This window comes from Acidovorax sp. FG60 (assembly GCF_057808995.1).
This window is the reverse complement of sequence record NZ_JBMDJC010000007.1, coordinates 32,430-48,017: the sequence shown is the minus strand read 5'-3', so window position 1 is coordinate 48,017 and position 15,588 is coordinate 32,430. Positions and strand designations below refer to the sequence as shown.

The following is a 15,588-nucleotide window of genomic DNA, read 5'->3' as shown; positions in this document are numbered from 1 at the left end:
CTGGTTTTCAGATGGATTCATCGTAACAATCGATTTCACAGAATACCGCCATGTTCCTACAGTCACGCTCAGGAGACAACGGATTCATGCCGAACGACCAAAAAACCAACCTGCTGATGGGCTGCGCCGCCGGCTTCTCGGGCGACCGCACCGACGCGGCCCTGCCCGTGGTGCAGGCGCTCATCGCCAGCAGCCAGCCTGCGGTGCTCATCTTCGAGACGCTGGCCGAGCGCACGCTGGCGCTGGCCCAGCTGGCGCGCCGCACTGACCCCGATGCAGGTTATGAACCCCTGCTGGTGGACCTGCTGCGCCCCGTGCTGGCGCAGTGCCTGGCGCACCGCGTGCGCATCGTCAGCAACTTTGGCGCGGCCAACCCGCACGGTGCCGCGCGTCGCATCCACGCGCTGGCGGCCGAGCTGGGCCTGGCCCGCCCGCGCATTGCCGTGCTGCAGGGCGACGACCTGAGCGGCCCCGAACACCGCGCGCTGCTGCAGGGGGCACTGGGCGCAGCGATGCCCACCGAGCCCATCGTCAGCGCCAACGCCTACATCGGCGCGCAGGCCATTGCCGATGCGCTGCGCGCAGGCGCCGAGATCGTGGTGTGTGGCCGTGTGGCCGACCCATCGCTGGTGCTGGGCCCCGCGCTGGCGCACTACGGGTGGGCGCTGGACGACTGGGACCGGCTGGCGCGCGCCACCATGGCCGGGCATCTGCTGGAATGCGGCGCGCAGGTCACAGGCGGCTACTTTGCCGATCCCGGCTACAAGGACGTGGCGGGCCTGGCGCAACTGGGCTACCCCATCGCCGAGATCGACGCCGATGGCCACTGCACCATCACCAAGCCCCCGGGCACGGGCGGCTGCATCACCGAACGCACGGTGAAGGAACAGCTGCTGTACGAGCTGCACGACCCGGCGGCGTACCTCACGCCCGATGTGGTGGCCGACATCACCACCGCCCGCGTGACCACGGTGGGCGCCGACGCTGTGCGGCTGGAAGGCGTGCAGGGCCATGCGCGGCCCGCCACGCTCAAGGTCAACGTGTGTTTTGAATCGGGCTGGTTTGCGGAGGGCGAAATCTCCTACGCCGGCCCGCGCGCAGAGGCCCGTGCCCGCTTGGCGGGCGAGGTGCTGCGCGAGCGATTGAGCGGCCTGGGCCCGCTGCGCATCGACCTGATCGGCGTGACCAGCATCTTTGGCGACGACACCAGCCGCTGGCTGGATGCCCCCGCCCACAGCAACGATGAAGCCCGCGATGTGCGCCTGCGCGTGGCCCTGCAACACCGCGACCACGCCATCGCCCAGCGCCTGGTGCGCGAAGTGACCGCGCTCTACACCTGCGGCCCCGCGGGCGGTGGTGGCGTGCGCACGGCGATGCGGCCGCGCCTGGGTACCGTCTCGTGCTTGGTGCCGCGCGAGGCCGTGTCCGTTTACTTCGAGATGGTGGATTGAGGACTCAAGCCATGACCACTACAAACCTTACCGTCACTGTTCCCTTGAATCGCCTGGCCCACAGCCGCACCGGCGACAAAGGCAACCGCTCCAACATCAGCGTCATCGCCTGGCACCCCGCGCTGTGGGATGTGCTGGTCGAACAGGTCACGGAAGCAGCCGTGGCGCAGCAGTTTGCGCAGCGCCGCCCGCGCCGGGTCACGCGCTACCTGCTGCCGCAACTGCAGGCCATGAACATCGTGCTGGACGACGTGCTCGACGGCGGCGTGAACGACTCGCTCAACCTCGACAGCCACGGCAAGGCACTGAGCTATCTGCTGCTCGATATGCCCGTCACCGTGCCCGCGCACCTGGCGCAGCACTTTGGCGGTCCCACGGCCTAGACCTCCAGTTTCGCTTTTTCATCCATACCAACACCAGGAGACAACATGACCCATTCATCCCCCCGCCGCGCTCTGCTCGCCACTGCTGCAGCACTGGCGCTGGGTGCACTGCACGCCCCAGCGGCCTTGGCCCAGGCGGCTGGTGCCTATCCGACCAAGGCCATCACCTTTGTCGTGCCCTTTGCTGCGGGCAGCGCCACCGACCAGCTGGCACGCGCGCTGGGCCAGTCCATTACCAACGACACCAAGCAGCCCGTGGTCATCGACAACAAGGCGGGCGCCAGCGGCATGATCGCCGCGTCGGCCGTGGCCAAGTCGGCGGCCGATGGTTACAGCGTGCTCATCACCACCAACACCACACATGCCGCCAACGAGCACCTGTACAAAAAGCTCTCGTACGACCCGGTGAAGGACTTCGCCCCTGTCACCGGCCTGGGCAAGGGAGGCCAGGTGCTGGTGGTCAACGCCAGCGCGCCGTACAAGAACGTGGGCGAGCTGCTGGCCTTTGCCAAGAAGAACCCCGGCAAGCTCAGCTTTGGCAGCGGCAGCTCATCGAGCCGCATGGCGGGCGAAATGCTCAAGCAGCTGGCCAGCGTGGACATCCTCCACGTGCCTTACAAGAGCAACCCGCAGGCCATCACCGACCTGCTGGGCGGGCAGATCGATTTGATGATTACCGACACCTCCACCGGCGTGCCGCAGGTCAAGGCGGGCAAGCTGCGTGCGCTGGGCTATTCCACGCAAAAGCGCAGCGCGCAATTGCCCGATGTGCCCACGCTGGACGAAGCGGGCGTGAAGGGCTACGACATGGGTTACTGGTTTGCGGCCTACGTGCCCGCAGGCACGCCCGCGCCGGTGGTGGCGCGCCTCAACGAGCTGCTCACGGCCGCCACCAAGAGCGCAGCGGCCAAGAGCTTCTTCGAGAACGCGGGCTCCGAAGCCTGGACCACCACGCCCGATGAACTCGTCAAGTTCCAGGCTGCGGAGACGCAGAAGTGGGGCAAGGTGATCAAGGCGGCGGGGATTGAGGCGGAGTAAATCGAAGGCCTGGTAGCGGCGGGGGGTAACACGCGCTGCGCCGGGTTTTCACTCCCTCTCCCCTCGCGGGAGAGGGCGGGGGAGAGGGGGCTCTTTTTCCGAGCACCGCGCCCCATGCTCCCCCCTCTCCCCAACCCTCTCCCACCAGGGGAGAGGGTGTGTCAGCGCGCCTTCAAAGTGTGGAGAAAACCAAGCCAAATGGGCCTCTACCGTCTGATGGACAAGCGCTAACAGCTATCAAATTAGTAGTAACTCAGCCTGGGCGACCATCCCTCACCACGGCACCCCCGCAAACCGGGCCACCAAAAAATCCAGCAGCGCCCGCACCGCAGGCGACAAGTGCCGGCGCGACGGGTACAGCGCATAAATGGTCATCACCGGCAATTCCCACCCCGGCAGCACCACCTGCAGCTCGCCGCTGTGCAGATACGGGTTGACCAGATAGGTGGGCTGCATAGCAATGCCGCCGCCCGCCAGCGCTGCGCGCATCAGCGTGGTGGCCTCGTTGGCGCTGAAATGGCCGCTCACGCCCACACGCTCCACCACCTCGCCGCGCGTCAGCTGCCACACGCTTTTGCCAAAGTTGGCGTAGCTCAGGCACCGGTGCTGCGCCAGGTCGGCAGGTTGCTGCGGCACGCCGTGGGCGGCCAGGTAGGCGGGGGATGCCACCAGGGCCGAATCGCACCGCGCCAGCGGCCGGCCGATCAGCAACGGGTCGGGCTCGGCGCTGATGCGGATGGCCAGGTCGATGCGCTTTTCCACCAGGTTCAGTGATCCTTCGCTCGCGTCCAGGTCGATCTTGAGCTGCGGGTGCTGCGCCAGAAAGTCCGCAATCGCCGCGCCCATCTGCGCAAATGCAAACGACACGCTGCAGGTCAGCCGCAGTTGCCCGCGCAGCGCGCCCTCGGTGGTGGTGGCGGTTTCTTCTTCCAGGTCTTGCGACAGCGCCAGCATCTGCTGGCAGCGGCGCAGCGCGTGCTCGCCCGCGTCGGTCAGCGTCACGCTGCGGGTGGTGCGCTGCAGCAGGCGGGCCTGCAGCCACTGCTCCATCTCGCCCACATAGCGCGTGACCATGGCACGCGACATATCGAGCTTGTCGGCCGTGGCGCTGAAGCTGCCGCTGGTGGCGACTTCGGTAAACACATGCATGGCAGTCAGGCGGTCCATAAGGGGTTATTTGATCGATTAGAGAAACAAATATGCGCGAATTATCGGGTTTATTAGATCGATTGGCGCAAATAAACTTCATTCCGTCATCTGCACCACCGCTCAACACACTGGAGAAACCACCATGTTCCGCACCACCCTCATTGCCGCCACCCTCGCCGTTGCCTTCACCGGCGCCCAGGCCGCCCAGCCCCTGCAAGTCAAGGTCTACAACGCCGACGGCAACAGCTTCAACGTCAACTCCACGCAGGTCTATGGCGAGAAGGAAGCCATGGTCATCGACGCAGGCTTTACCCGTGCCGACGCGCTGCGCATTGCTGCCAACGTGCTCGACACGGGCAAGGAGCTGAAGACCATCTACGTGAGCCAGGCCGACCCCGACTACTACTTTGGCGTCGAGACGCTGAAAGAAATCTTCCCCAAGGCCGACGTGGTGACCACGCCCGCCGTGCTGGAGAAGATCAACGCCAAGCTGGCTGGCAAGCTCGCCTTCTGGGGCCCCAAGATGGGCGCCAACGCACCGCGCACGCCCGTGCTGCCCAAGGCCATCAGCGGCAACACGCTGAGCGTGGACGGCCAGACCGTGGAGATCCGTGGTACCACCGGCCTGCTGGCGCACCGCCCGTATGCGTGGATTCCATCCATCAAGGCCGTGGTGGGCACCATCGGCGTGTTTGGCACCAACACCCACGTGTGGACGGCTGACACGCAAACGGTGGCGGAACGCAGCGCCTGGGTGGCCCAGCTCGACGAAATGGCCGCCCTGCAGCCCACCGTGGTGGTGCCCGGCCACATGCCCTCGGGTGGCACGCTGGACGCTGCCAACATCAGCTACACCAAGGGCTACCTGCAAGCGTTTGAGAAAAACGCCGCCGCCACCAAGACCAGCGCAGAACTCATCGACGCGATGAAGAAGGCCTACCCCGCAGCGCCCATGGGCCTGTCGCTAGACATCGGCGCCAAGGTCAACAAGGGCGAGATGAAGTGGTGAGATGACGTGCTGAAAGCTGTCAAAGCAAGTTGTTGAAAGAAAGGAACCAGATCGTGACCGCTACACACCCGCTCCAACAAGTCCTGCAGCACCTGCACGCCGGGCGCTGGAACGCGGCGCACGATCTGGTGCAACACGACGGCACGATGCTCGGCGCCTGGCTGCACGGCATTCTGCACCTGCAAGAGGGCGACCTGGAAGACGCGGAAAACTGGTACGACCGCGCCGCCCGCCACTTCCGCAGCCGGGGCACGCTGGCCGAAGAGATTGCGGCGTTTGAAGCCGCACTGATTGCGTCCGAAACATCAGACCCTCAAGAAAGAACCTGACCTATGCCCACCGTCACCGTGACCTACCTGTTCGACCCCCTGTGCGGCTGGTGTTATGCCGCCACGCCCGCGCTCAAGTTCCTGCAAGCACAGGAGGGTGTCGAGGTGGTGCTGGCCCCCACCGGTCTGTTTGCAGGCGCAGGCGCACGGCCCATGGACGCGCAGTTTGCCGCCTATGCCTGGTCCAACGACCAGCGCATCCAGCAGCTCACAGGCCAGCCCTTCACGCAGGCCTACCGCGATCAAATTCTGGGTGCTGCGTCCGGTCGCTTTGATTCAGGCCCTGCCACCCTCGCGCTGACTGCCGTGGCGCAGACCGCGCCTGCGCATGAACTGGGAGCCTTGCACGCGCTGCAGCACGCACGCTATGTGGAAGGCCGCGACACCGCAGAACCGGAGGTGCTGGCGGACCTGTTGCGGGCTTTGGGCCTGGCCGATGCCGCCGCATTGACGCTGGCACCCGACGCCGCACTGCACAGCGTGGTGGCCGAGCGCGTAGCCCGCGCCCAGGCCACGCTGCGTGCCGTGGGTGCCCGGGGCGTGCCGCAATTGGTGGTGAAGGGGCAGGGCGGTGCGCTGCGGTTGATCGGAGGCGATGCGCTGCTGGGGCCGCGCGAGAAACTGGTAGAGCACATCCTGGGGGCCTGAGGCCCTGAACGGAAGGAGCCAGCGCTCAGGCCTTGGGCAGGAGTTCGCCCCGTCGGCCCAAGGTTCGCACCATCTGCTCATACATCGCATCCACGGCCGGTGAGCGCAGCGACACCTTGCTGCGCAGCACCGCCACGTTCATCGAAGCCAGCGGCGGCAGGTCAAACTCCGCCGGCAGGTTCTGCAAGATTTGCAAATGGGCCGGGGCGCTGCACCGCGTGAGCACCGCCACCGCCAAACCGCTCTCCACAGCAGCCAGCTGGCCCGCCAGGCTGGAGCTGTGGTACACGATGCGGTAGGTCCGCCGCCGCGTGCCCAGCGCGGCCAGGGTGGCCTGCCGGGCCATGCTGGCCGATTCATACACCGCAATCGGCAGCGGGTCGCGCCGCCAGGCCTCGAACTGGGCGGCCCCCACCCACACCAGCGGCTCGTCGAACAAGAAGCGCCCGCGTTGCGGCTTGTCTTGCGAGACCAGCGCCAGGTCCAGCTCGCCCTTCACCACACGCGGGATCAGCGACGTGGACTGCTCGCACGTCAGCTCAATCTCCACCCCCTGGTAGCGGTGCGAAAAGCTGCGCAGCACTGGCGTGAGGTAGGCCGACGCATAGTCGTCGGGCACCCCCAGCCGCACCCGGCCCGCCAGCTTGGGGCCAAACAATGCGGCATGTGCCTCAGCCTGCAAATCGAGCACGCGGCGCGCATACGACAGCAGCTCGGCCCCCGCAGGCGTCACCTCCAGGTGGCGCGGCCCGCGCAGCAGCACCGGGCGACCCAGAGCGGCCTCCAGCTTCTTGATCTGCATGCTCACGGCCGACTGTGAGCGGTGCACCAGCGGCGCCGCGCCCGAGAGCGAGCCTGCATCCACCACGGCCACAAAGGCACGCAGCCAGTCGATCTGAAAGTCTGGGTAGTTCATGGGGGCCTTTATCGGTCGGACCAGTGATGACAGTGGTGGGGCTCTCGGTGGGTTGGTAAATTCGTTTATCGAATGGTAGCTGTTCGATTTATCCGTTTTACAGGATGCCTGTAAAGCGTGAGCATCGGCGGCATGAACCACTCCAAAGCCAGCACCGTCGCATCGCCTTCCTTGGCCACCACACCGCTGCCCGTCAATGCCAATGCCATTACCCGCGAGCGCGACGGCCAGTGGCTGCTCGTCGCCGGTGGCGTGCTGCTGGGCACCATCGGCGTGTTTGTGGAAGAGGCGGGCCAGCACCCGCTGGTCACCGTGTGGTTCCGCTGCGCATTCGGTGCACTGGCGCTGCTGGCCTGGTGCCTGGCCACGGGGCGGGGACAGCAACTTTTTCTGCACGGCCGCGCCCGCTGGGTGGCCTGCGCTACGGGCGTGCTCATGGTGCTCAACTGGGCGCTGTTTTTTGCAGCCATCCCACGCACATCGATTGCCGTGGCCACCGTGATCTTTCACATCCAGCCCATCTGGGTCATCGTTTTTGGCGCGTTGTTCTTGCGCGAGGCCGTGGCGCCCACGCAGTGGCTGGCCACACTGGCCGCGCTGGGCGGGCTGGTGCTGACCACGGGCTTGCTCGACGGCACCGCAGGTGTAGCAGCGGCCAGCAGCACCGGCGGCGGCAGCTATGTGGCTGGCGTGCTGATGTGCCTGGGCGGTTCGCTCTGCTATGCGGGCGTGACGCTGCTCGCCAACACGCAGAAAACCATCAGCCCCTTTGCCATGGCGCTGTGGCAGTGCCTGGTGGGCGCGGTGGCGCTGGTGTGGGCGCCCTTTGTGCTGGGCTGGCCGCAGCAGGGCGCCGCGTGGGTCTGGCTGCTGGGCCTGGGCGTGCTGCACACCGGCCTGGCGTATGTGGTGCTGTTTGCTGGCATGTCGCGCCTGGGGTTGGGGCGCATTGCGGTGCTGCAGTTTGTGTACCCGCTCACGGCGGTGCTGGTGGACTGGGTGGTGTATGGCCGCACGCTCAGCCCCATCCAACTGGGCGGCGTGGGGCTGATGGCTGTGGCGCTGTGGACGATTCGGCGGCCCCGCTCGAAGGGGGTGGGTACTCCGGGCTCCATCACCGCAAGTCGCTGATCAGGCCCGCTCCCACGCTCAATGTGTGAAATGCGCCAAACGTTTGGGAGCAGCTTCGCTGTAATTTCCTGTAATCGCCAAACCGCTTTGGTGGCGCCACCATGCGCTCACTTCATCAACACGTGATGAAGCCGAGGGCGCCGAAAATCGTCACAGAGTAGGCATGAAGGGGAACTTGGCAATGAAAAAATTCATGACTGCGGTCTGCGTGTTGCTGCTGTGCGGCACAGCCTTTGCGAGGCCGACCTATGTATTCCAGCCTCAGTGGAATCAACCCAACAACAACGATGTGAACAACGGCGCCACCGGGCAGCCCTACACCCAGACTCAGATTGAGGCGTTCCTCAACAATGCGAAGGACCGCAGTTCCGGCGCACCCCTGGCCAGCCAGATTCTGGACTCGTGTGGTGTGGTCGAGGTCGAAAAAGGCTGCCATCAGGCCACGGATCCGCACATCACTATTTGGGTGGATAACCGGGTCAAATCCAACCAGGTCAAAGCGTGCCAGAAGCTCAACCCAGGCACTGCCGTGCACGCGAACGGCTGTTGAGGGCGCCACAACTTACCCCCGCCGGGAACATCGTGCTGGATGGGGGTAGATGGCGCAAATCCGTTCGGGCTGCGCCTGTCAATGGCCCACCAGGTGATTGGGAAGGCTCAGCGTGAACGGCCCGTTGTGCTCGCAGGCCGTAGAGGAACGCCTCCGCAGAAATTATGCCGAAAAAGGTATCCAGCGCTTGATGGATAAGCGCTTAAAGCTATCAAATCAATAGTATTCGGGTGGTGTGCACTACGGCGATTCCGTCAGTTGCACCACCACCGACCGATGATCCGAACCCAAGTCCGGCCCGAGGTCAAAACGCACCTCCCGCCAGCCCGTTCAAGCGAGCACAGGGTCCGGCGGCAGCACCGACAACCTTTCCCACGCGCTGGGCCAGTTGGCCACCATGCCCTTGGCGCGGCGCAGGGGGCATCCAAGGCTACAAAGACGAAAATCGGCGCGGCATTGTGTGCCCGCTGCCTCTATGTGGGTGCACGGTGCGCACGCCGCCATCACACGCCGCCATCACATGCGGAACTGACGGCACTGGCCTACAGCTGCCCGCAAATCGGGCCGCCCATACTGCGTTGATGAAAACGCACCTCTGCTCCCACCGCTTCACCCAGGGGCCGCTGGCGTTGGCCCTGGCTGGGTCCATGGCTCTGGCCCTGGCCCAGCCGGCCACCTCTGGCCCCGGCCTGGGTCCGAACCCGCAATTGCCCGCACCGGAAAAGAGTGGCCTGGTGCCCACCTTCAACATCGCACCTGCACAGGGTTGGCCGCAGGGCACCCAGCCGCAGGCCCCTGAGGGGTTCAAGGTCACGGCGCTGGCGCGTGGGCTGGACCATCCCCGCTGGGTCTACACCCTCCCCAATGGCGATGTGCTGGTCGCTGAAAGCAACAAGCCGCCGCCTGCAGAGGGCGCCAAAAACGTGCACTCCGACGGCCTGCGTGGCCTGGCCATGGGCCTGGTGATGAAACGCGCTGGTGCTGGCACGCCCAGCGCCAACCGCATCACGCTGCTGCGCGATACGGACGGTGACGGCGTGGCGGATGTGCGCACCGCCTTTATGCAAGACCTGCTCTCGCCCTTTGGCATGGCGTTGGTGAGCACCCAGCTCTTCATTGCCACGGCCGACGGTGTGGTGAAGGTGCCTTACGAAACCGGGCAGACCTCGGTCAACACGGCACCCGTCAGGGTCACCGATCTGCCTGCCGGGGCCAACCACCACTGGACCAAGAACATCATCGCCAGCCCCGATGGCCGCAAGCTGTATGCCACCGTGGGCTCCAACAGCAATGCGGGCGACAACGGCATGGCGGCGGAAGAGGGCCGCGCCGCCATCTGGGAGGTGGATGTAGAGACTGGCAGCAAGCGGCTGTTTGCCACCGGCCTGCGCAACCCCAACGGCCTGGGCTGGGAGCCGCAGAGCAAGCTGCTCTGGGCGGTGGTGAACGAACGCGACGAGTTGGGCAACGAGCTGGTGCCCGACTACCTCACCTCGGTGAAGGATGGCGCCTTTTACGGCTGGCCGTGGAGCTACTGGGGCCAGCATGTGGACACCCGTTTCAACCCGCCCAACCCCGACATGGTGGCCAAGGCCATCGCCCCCGACTTTGGCCTGGGCTCACACGTTGCGCCGCTGGGCCTGGCGTTCTCCGACGCCCGCATGCCCGGCGCCTACGCCAGCGGCGCGTTCATCGGCCAGCACGGCTCGTGGAACCGCAAGGAGCTGACGGGCTACAACGTGGTGTTCGTGCCCTTTGCCGACGGGCGCCCCTCGGGGCCTCCCCAGCCATTTCTGACGGGCTTCTTGAGCAAGGACGGCGATGCCTATGGCCGGCCCGTGGGCGTGGCGCTGGACGGCAAGGGAGCGTTGCTGGTGGCCGACGACGTGGGCAACGTGGTCTGGCGCGTGGTGCGGTCCGAATGACGTCTGCGTAGGTGCTCGGCCCTTCGTTGCGGTGGGTTGGCAAGACCGCCACGGGGCCAGAGCAGACTATCCTGCGGTTTGCTGGGCTTGGCCCCTGTGCCCGCCACGCGACGCTCCGTAAAGCCCCGTTCAGAAATTCCCCAACCAGGAATCGGCACCCATGTCTTTTGCTGCCAACCATTGGCCCCGCGACGCCCAAGTTAGCCGGGTCTCCCGCATCCTGGCCAGTTGCGCGTGCGTGGTGGCGCACGCCCATGCCCATGCGCAAGATAGCCCGGCCGATCCCGCCCAGTCACTACCCACCACGCCCCCCACACTTGAAACCCAGCAGGTCACCGGCAGCGCGCAGGCGCAGCGCCAGTTTGACGGTGCCGCCAGCCACAGCAGCGTGCCCGTGGATGCCTTCACGGCCCCCACGCCATTGGTGAATCTGTCAGAGCTGTTGGCCGGGCAGGCTGGCGTGGTGGCCACAGACCGGGGCAACTACGCGCAGGATCTGCAGATCGCCGTGCGTGGCTTTGGCTCCCGCGCCACCTTTGGTGTGCGGGGCGTGCGCATTCTGGTGGATGGCATCCCCGCCACCATGCCTGACGGCCAGGGCCAGGCGGCCACCGCACACCTGCCGTCGGCCAGCCAGGTCGAAGTGCTGCGCGGCCCGCTCGCGCAGCTGTATGGCAACGCAGCGGGGGGCGTGGTGCAGGTCACCACCCGCGCGCCCCGGCCCGGCGGTGGCGCCCAGGCGGGGTTGGCGGTGGGCTCGTTCGGCCAGCGGCTGGTGGATGCATCCTTGGACTTTGGCGACCAGCGCCTGGGCGGGCTGCTGGGGGTGTCGCACTTCGAAACCGAGGGCTGGCGCGGCCACAGCGCCGCGCGGCGCACGCACCTCAACGCCAAGCTGCAGGCCCAGCCCGACAGCCGCACGCGCATCACGGCCCTGGTCAACCTGTACGACCAGCCCCAGGCGCAAGACCCACTGGGCCTCACGCGCGCGCAGTTTGATGGCGACCCGCGCCAGGCCAGCGCCCTGGCCACCACCTTCAACACCCGCAAGTCGGTGGGCCAGAACCAGCTGGGCCTGGTGCTGGAGCGCCAGCTCAGCGACACCGACAGCGTGCGGCTGCGCGCCTATGGCGGTGGGCGGCAGCTCACGCAGTACCTGTCTTTCAGCGGCGCGGCGGCCAACAGCGCAGGCGGGGTGGTGGACCTGGACCGCAGCTACCAGGGCGCGGCCGCCACCTGGACGCGGGCCGTGCGCCTGCCCTCGGGCCTGCCCCTGACCTGGACGATGGGGGCAGAGGCCAACCGCCTGTCTGAACACCGCCAGGGGTTTGTGAACAACGCGGGCACCAGCGGTGCGCTGCGACGCGACGAACAAGACAGTGCCGCCAACACCGATGTGTATGCCCAGGTAGACGCCTGGCTCTCCCCCCGCTGGCGCGCCATCGCCGGGCTGCGCGCCAGCCGGGTGCGCGTGCAGGTGGATGACCGCTACGTCACCCCCGCCAACCCCGACGACAGTGGCGCGCGCAACTGGCGCCACACCACCCCCGCGTTGGGTCTGGTGTGGGCTGCCACCGACCAGCTCAACCTGTACGCCAACGCAGGCCAGGGCTTTGAAACCCCCACGCTGGCCGAGATGGCCTACAGCACCGGCAACACCGGCCCCAATTTCGGCCTGGCTGCCGCCCGCAGCCGCCAGTGGGAGGTGGGCGCCAAGTGGCAAGGCACCCACCAGCAGCTGGAGCTGGCATGGTTCGACACCCGCAGCCAGGGCGAGATCGTGCCCGTGGCCACGGTCAACGGCCGCTCGGTGTTCCAGAACGTGGACAACGTGCGGCGCCGGGGGCTCGAAGTGGGTTGGCGTGCACAGTGGGGCACTTGGGCCCCGCGCGCCAGCTACACCTACCTGGATGCCCACTTTGGCAGCGCCTACGCCGGGGCAGGGGGCGCCAACGTCGCCGCAGGCAACCAATTGCCGGGCACAGCGCGGCACGCTGCGCAACTTGCCATCGACTACGCGCCCACCACACGCTGGCAACTGGGTGCCACGGCGAACGTGTCGGGGCCGGTGTTTGCCAACGATGTCAACAGCGAGCGGGCCGCCGGTTTTGCCGTGCTGGGCCTGCACGCGGCCTACGGTTGGGGCGGCCAACAAGCAGGTGCAGGTGCAGGTGCAGGTGCAGGCACGACGCGCTGGCAGCTCTGGGCCCGGCTCGACAACGTGTTCAACCGCCACCACGCCGCCACCCTCATCGTGAACGACGCCAACGGCCGCTACTTCGAGCCCGCCGCGGGCAGGCGCCTCATGGTGGGGCTGCGCGCGCAGTTCATGTAGTCGAGGTGGTCTGGCCCCGGGGCACTTCCATCGCCACGGAAGGGCCTGCGTGCAAGCACAGCTGCAACCACGGCCTACCGCTCCGCCATCGGCACAAACACCACGGTGCGTTCCGCGCACTCCACATCGCCGGGTGGTTGCCACAGGTCGCTGGCCAGCTCAAAGATGTGCGGCGGCACCACCATCGAAAACGTCGCTCCCTGTTCGGCATTGCGCCGCAACACGCGCTCGCGGCGCACGTCGCGCGGAGCATCGAGCACATACACCACCATGGCGTCGGCCCACGGCCCCATGCGGGCATAGAAGGCGTCGCGCTGGTGCTGCTGGATCAGGCCCACCTCCAGGACCACATCGCCGCTGGCGTTCAGCACGGCTTCGGCGGTTTTCCAGATTTGCTCCAGGCAGCGCAGCGTGCGCGGCACATACCAGGCCATCACATCGGCCATGTCAGCCGTATCGGGCCGGTCGGGCGAAAACAGCGTGGCCATCCAGTCGTCCAGGTTCAGCGGCACGGCGCGGTGCTGCTGCACCAGGTGGCGCACAAAGGTGGACTTGCCCGCTCCCACCGGGCCGATGACCAGGTGGATGCGGGGGGCGATGCCTGCAACGGCTGCGGGGGCGGTGTGGGTCGAAGCGGTGTGCATGAGAAAAAGGCTCCAGAAATGCAAAAAGCCCTCTCTGCAAGCAGGGAGAGCTTTCCATAGGGCGGACGAAAAAAAGCCCTCAACGGTGGTGGAGGGCTTTGCGGTTCGCTCCGATCCCAAGGACCAGATGCGAGGTGGGCAGTGTAGGTGGCTGGCGCGGGCTGCGTCAACCCACGGGCCATGTGGGTGCGACGAATCCCAGCCTGCCCTCAAGGCGCTTTGGCTGCCGCGATGTGCCGCTGAAAGAACGCCAGCACCTGGGCATTGAAACCCTGGTGAAAAGCCACCCGGTCAAACCCTGCTGCATCGCGGCAGATGCCGGGCACTGCCTCGGCCAGCGCTGGTGAGCAGGGCGCCAGAAAGGCGAAGTGCCCGGCGTTGATCGCCAGCTGCCAGTCGGGCGCGCTGGGCAGACCCTGGCGCACCGTCTCCACGCTTTGCAGCGTGACGCCATCACCACCCAGCGCCGAGGCCCACAACTGGATGGGGGTTTTGACGTGCCCCAGGCCCTTGGCATCGAAGACGCTCAAGGGGTCGACGATGACTGCCGCCCGAATGCGCGGGTCCGGCGCAGGAGTGGCGGGGATTTCTTTGCGCCGGATCTCGCCGCACAAGGGCCGGGTGGATAGCGGCGAGCACAGGTCTTGCCGTGACGTCCAGTCCGGCACGGCGCCGATGGCCACCAGGCCCGTGTAGCCGCCGCGTGAAAAGCCGAAGAAACCGACCTTGCCCGCGTCCAGCTGCGCGCGCTGGGGCCAGGCACCCAGCATGTAATCCGTCAGCCGCTTCATGTCCACCGGCCGCGTGGCAAAGGCCGACAGGTAGCCCTGGCGGCTCAGGTCCTGAAAGTTGTCACCTGGGTGGCTGATGGCGGCCACCACATAACCTGCGTCGGCCAGCGTGGCCGCCGTGTCGTGGTGCCCCAGGGCCGATCCGCCCGCGCCGTGCGACACCACCACCAGCGGCAGGCCCTGGCCAGCTACGGGGCAGTCACGCGTGCCTTGCAGCACCAGCGGCGCCAGGTCGATGCGGCCCGGCGGCGTGCTGCAGGGCGACCACACGGCGCCCCGCAGCGCGGGCCCGTCCTTGTCTGCAGGCACCTCGATAAAGGCAAAGCCTGCAGCGTGGGCCAGGGTGGCGGCGCAGCACAGCGCTGCGGGCAAAAGGGAACGAAAGAGCCAGCGATAACAGGTCATAGGGAGGTGGTGGGTCGGATGGGAATCAGCAGGTCGGTGCGCAGGTCCGCCTGCGCGGCGTTGCGCGGGGAGTTGAGGTAGTGTTCCAGCGTGGGGCGGTCGTCCGGCTCATAGCCGCTGGCCGGGAGCCAGCGTGTGTGGATGGCCGCCAGTGCCGCATTGATGCGCGTGTAGGGGCCGGTGAGCGTGTGGCGTGCGTACAGCCCTGCGGGGATGTCCAGCCGTTCCAGCCCGTTGTCTGCCTCTGAGGGCGCGTCGGGGAGCACCACGGCCGCGTAGTAGCGAAAGCTGCCGCCCTCCACGTCCTGCGGGTCTCCGCACGATGCGCCCAGCCGGTGGACAGCGCGCTGCCCGCACTGCAGGTACAGCCGCCGCTGCGTGTGGGGGATGGTGGATGGCGGCCCCTGGTGGCGCAACGCATGCAGGCGTTGCGCCGGTCGCTCGACGATCTGCACGGCCAGCGTTTGCTCGGCCTTTGTATGCGCGTTTGCGTGCGCGTTTGCGGCGCCTGGATCAAGGATGAGGCGGTGCATGTCCCGCTGGAACGCCCGTGGCGATTGCCCGGTGAACTGGCTGAATGCGCGGGTGAAGGCCTGCGGGCTGTCGTAGCCCACCTCCAGCGCCACCTGCGTGATGCTCTGCCCACCTTGCTCCAGCAGCCGCGTGGCCAAGGCCAGGCGCACGCGGCGCACCGTGGCGGCCACGGTTTCGCCCGCAATGCTGCTGTAGACACGGTGGAAGTGGAAAGGGGAAAAATGGGCAATGGCGGCCAGGTCCTCCAGCCGATGCGCTGCCAGCGGGTGCGCCACGATGTGGGCGACCACGCGGGCCACGCGGTCGCGGTAGTGCTGATCGGCGCTCTGGTCCAGGTTCATGGCCGCAGA

15 protein-coding genes are annotated in these 15,588 nt (G+C 66.9%); 10 read left to right on the top strand and 5 right to left on the bottom strand.

The features are described 5' to 3' along the window. Nucleotides 1-86: 86 nt before the first annotated feature. From ACODS0_RS12035 to ACODS0_RS12025, 3 genes are read left to right on the top strand one after another with little or no spacing between them, the layout of a single operon-like run. Nucleotides 87-1,451, top strand: a complete 1,365-nt coding sequence (locus ACODS0_RS12035; protein WP_488835158.1) for an acyclic terpene utilization AtuA family protein — start codon at nucleotides 87-89, stop codon at nucleotides 1,449-1,451. A gap of 11 nt (nucleotides 1,452-1,462) precedes the next feature. Next, nucleotides 1,463-1,834, top strand: coding sequence for an AtuA-related protein (locus tag ACODS0_RS12030; protein ID WP_488835157.1), 372 nt, complete (start codon nucleotides 1,463-1,465; stop codon nucleotides 1,832-1,834). A 45-nt stretch (nucleotides 1,835-1,879) separates the two neighbouring features. Next, nucleotides 1,880-2,872, top strand: coding sequence for a Bug family tripartite tricarboxylate transporter substrate binding protein (locus ACODS0_RS12025; protein ID WP_488835155.1), 993 nt, complete (start codon nucleotides 1,880-1,882; stop codon nucleotides 2,870-2,872). A gap of 273 nt (nucleotides 2,873-3,145) precedes the next feature. On the opposite strand, the gene ACODS0_RS12020 is transcribed toward ACODS0_RS12025, so the two are convergent. Beyond that, on the bottom strand, nucleotides 3,146-4,039 hold the full coding sequence (locus tag ACODS0_RS12020; protein WP_488835153.1) for a LysR family transcriptional regulator: 894 nt from the start codon (nucleotides 4,037-4,039) through the stop codon (nucleotides 3,146-3,148). Between the two features lie 124 nt (nucleotides 4,040-4,163). Here ACODS0_RS12020 and ACODS0_RS12015 point away from each other — a divergent pair, with 124 nt between their 5' ends. Genes ACODS0_RS12015 through ACODS0_RS12005 form a run of 3 tightly spaced genes read left to right on the top strand, consistent with a single transcriptional unit; the run spans nucleotide 4,164 to nucleotide 6,007 of the window. Next, nucleotides 4,164-5,030 carry an MBL fold metallo-hydrolase gene (locus ACODS0_RS12015; RefSeq protein ID WP_488835151.1) on the top strand — a complete coding sequence of 289 codons (867 nt, stop codon included), beginning with the start codon at nucleotides 4,164-4,166 and terminating at the stop codon, nucleotides 5,028-5,030. Between the two features lie 53 nt (nucleotides 5,031-5,083). Then, a complete protein-coding gene (locus ACODS0_RS12010; RefSeq protein WP_488835149.1) occupies nucleotides 5,084-5,359 on the top strand; it encodes a hypothetical protein in 276 nt (91 codons plus the stop codon). Between the two features lie 3 nt (nucleotides 5,360-5,362). Further along, nucleotides 5,363-6,007 (top strand): DsbA family protein, encoded by a 645-nt coding sequence (locus ACODS0_RS12005; protein ID WP_488835147.1) that lies wholly within the window; start codon nucleotides 5,363-5,365, stop codon nucleotides 6,005-6,007. A gap of 25 nt (nucleotides 6,008-6,032) precedes the next feature. Here ACODS0_RS12005 and ACODS0_RS12000 read toward each other — a convergent pair whose 3' ends face one another. Then, nucleotides 6,033-6,923, bottom strand: coding sequence for a LysR family transcriptional regulator (locus ACODS0_RS12000; protein WP_228894824.1), 891 nt, complete (start codon nucleotides 6,921-6,923; stop codon nucleotides 6,033-6,035). A 132-nt stretch (nucleotides 6,924-7,055) separates the two neighbouring features. On the opposite strand from ACODS0_RS12000, the gene ACODS0_RS11995 reads away from it, so the two are divergent. The 4 genes from ACODS0_RS11995 (at nucleotide 7,056) to ACODS0_RS11980 (ending at nucleotide 12,864) form a co-directional block, all read left to right on the top strand. After that, nucleotides 7,056-8,054, top strand: a complete 999-nt coding sequence (locus ACODS0_RS11995) for a DMT family transporter (RefSeq protein WP_488835145.1) — start codon at nucleotides 7,056-7,058, stop codon at nucleotides 8,052-8,054. Between the two features lie 181 nt (nucleotides 8,055-8,235). Next, a complete protein-coding gene (locus ACODS0_RS11990; RefSeq protein WP_488835143.1) occupies nucleotides 8,236-8,604 on the top strand; it encodes a hypothetical protein in 369 nt (122 codons plus the stop codon). A 581-nt stretch (nucleotides 8,605-9,185) separates the two neighbouring features. Continuing rightward, nucleotides 9,186-10,529, top strand: a complete 1,344-nt coding sequence (locus ACODS0_RS11985; protein ID WP_488835141.1) for a PQQ-dependent sugar dehydrogenase — start codon at nucleotides 9,186-9,188, stop codon at nucleotides 10,527-10,529. A gap of 160 nt (nucleotides 10,530-10,689) precedes the next feature. After that, nucleotides 10,690-12,864, top strand: coding sequence for a TonB-dependent receptor family protein (locus tag ACODS0_RS11980; RefSeq protein WP_488835139.1), 2,175 nt, complete (start codon nucleotides 10,690-10,692; stop codon nucleotides 12,862-12,864). A gap of 74 nt (nucleotides 12,865-12,938) precedes the next feature. Here the strand turns inward: ACODS0_RS11980 and ACODS0_RS11975 are convergent, their stop codons facing one another. The 3 genes from ACODS0_RS11975 to ACODS0_RS11965 form a co-directional block, all read right to left on the bottom strand. Further along, nucleotides 12,939-13,508, bottom strand: coding sequence for a P-loop nucleotide/nucleoside kinase family protein (locus tag ACODS0_RS11975; protein ID WP_488835137.1), 570 nt, complete (start codon nucleotides 13,506-13,508; stop codon nucleotides 12,939-12,941). A gap of 209 nt (nucleotides 13,509-13,717) precedes the next feature. Next, nucleotides 13,718-14,704 carry an alpha/beta hydrolase family protein gene (locus ACODS0_RS11970; RefSeq protein ID WP_488835135.1) on the bottom strand — a complete coding sequence of 329 codons (987 nt, stop codon included), beginning with the start codon at nucleotides 14,702-14,704 and terminating at the stop codon, nucleotides 13,718-13,720. Then, the gene (locus ACODS0_RS11965) at nucleotides 14,701-15,579 is read right to left on the bottom strand and encodes an AraC family transcriptional regulator (protein WP_488835133.1); all 879 of its coding nucleotides are present in this window, start codon (nucleotides 15,577-15,579) and stop codon (nucleotides 14,701-14,703) included. The genes ACODS0_RS11970 and ACODS0_RS11965 overlap by 4 nt, the downstream gene beginning before the upstream one ends. Nucleotides 15,580-15,588 lie beyond the last annotated feature (9 nt).

What these genes read in the sequence shown, in the direction of transcription:
- ACODS0_RS11970 (WP_488835135.1), bottom strand. Translation starts at nt 14,704, where the DNA reads ATGACCTGTTATCGCTGGCTCTTTCGTTCCCTTTTGCCCGCAGCGCTG.
- ACODS0_RS12005 (WP_488835147.1), top strand. Translation starts at nt 5,363, where the DNA reads ATGCCCACCGTCACCGTGACCTACCTGTTCGACCCCCTGTGCGGCTGG.
- ACODS0_RS12020 (WP_488835153.1), bottom strand. Translation starts at nt 4,039, where the DNA reads ATGGACCGCCTGACTGCCATGCATGTGTTTACCGAAGTCGCCACCAGC.
- ACODS0_RS11990 (WP_488835143.1), top strand. Translation starts at nt 8,236, where the DNA reads ATGAAAAAATTCATGACTGCGGTCTGCGTGTTGCTGCTGTGCGGCACA.
- ACODS0_RS11975 (WP_488835137.1), bottom strand. Translation starts at nt 13,508, where the DNA reads ATGCACACCGCTTCGACCCACACCGCCCCCGCAGCCGTTGCAGGCATC.
- ACODS0_RS11965 (WP_488835133.1), bottom strand. Translation starts at nt 15,579, where the DNA reads ATGAACCTGGACCAGAGCGCCGATCAGCACTACCGCGACCGCGTGGCC.
- ACODS0_RS12030 (WP_488835157.1), top strand. Translation starts at nt 1,463, where the DNA reads ATGACCACTACAAACCTTACCGTCACTGTTCCCTTGAATCGCCTGGCC.
- ACODS0_RS12000 (WP_228894824.1), bottom strand. Translation starts at nt 6,923, where the DNA reads ATGAACTACCCAGACTTTCAGATCGACTGGCTGCGTGCCTTTGTGGCC.
- ACODS0_RS11995 (WP_488835145.1), top strand. Translation starts at nt 7,056, where the DNA reads ATGAACCACTCCAAAGCCAGCACCGTCGCATCGCCTTCCTTGGCCACC.
- ACODS0_RS12035 (WP_488835158.1), top strand. Translation starts at nt 87, where the DNA reads ATGCCGAACGACCAAAAAACCAACCTGCTGATGGGCTGCGCCGCCGGC.
- ACODS0_RS12025 (WP_488835155.1), top strand. Translation starts at nt 1,880, where the DNA reads ATGACCCATTCATCCCCCCGCCGCGCTCTGCTCGCCACTGCTGCAGCA.
- ACODS0_RS11985 (WP_488835141.1), top strand. Translation starts at nt 9,186, where the DNA reads ATGAAAACGCACCTCTGCTCCCACCGCTTCACCCAGGGGCCGCTGGCG.
- ACODS0_RS12015 (WP_488835151.1), top strand. Translation starts at nt 4,164, where the DNA reads ATGTTCCGCACCACCCTCATTGCCGCCACCCTCGCCGTTGCCTTCACC.
- ACODS0_RS11980 (WP_488835139.1), top strand. Translation starts at nt 10,690, where the DNA reads ATGTCTTTTGCTGCCAACCATTGGCCCCGCGACGCCCAAGTTAGCCGG.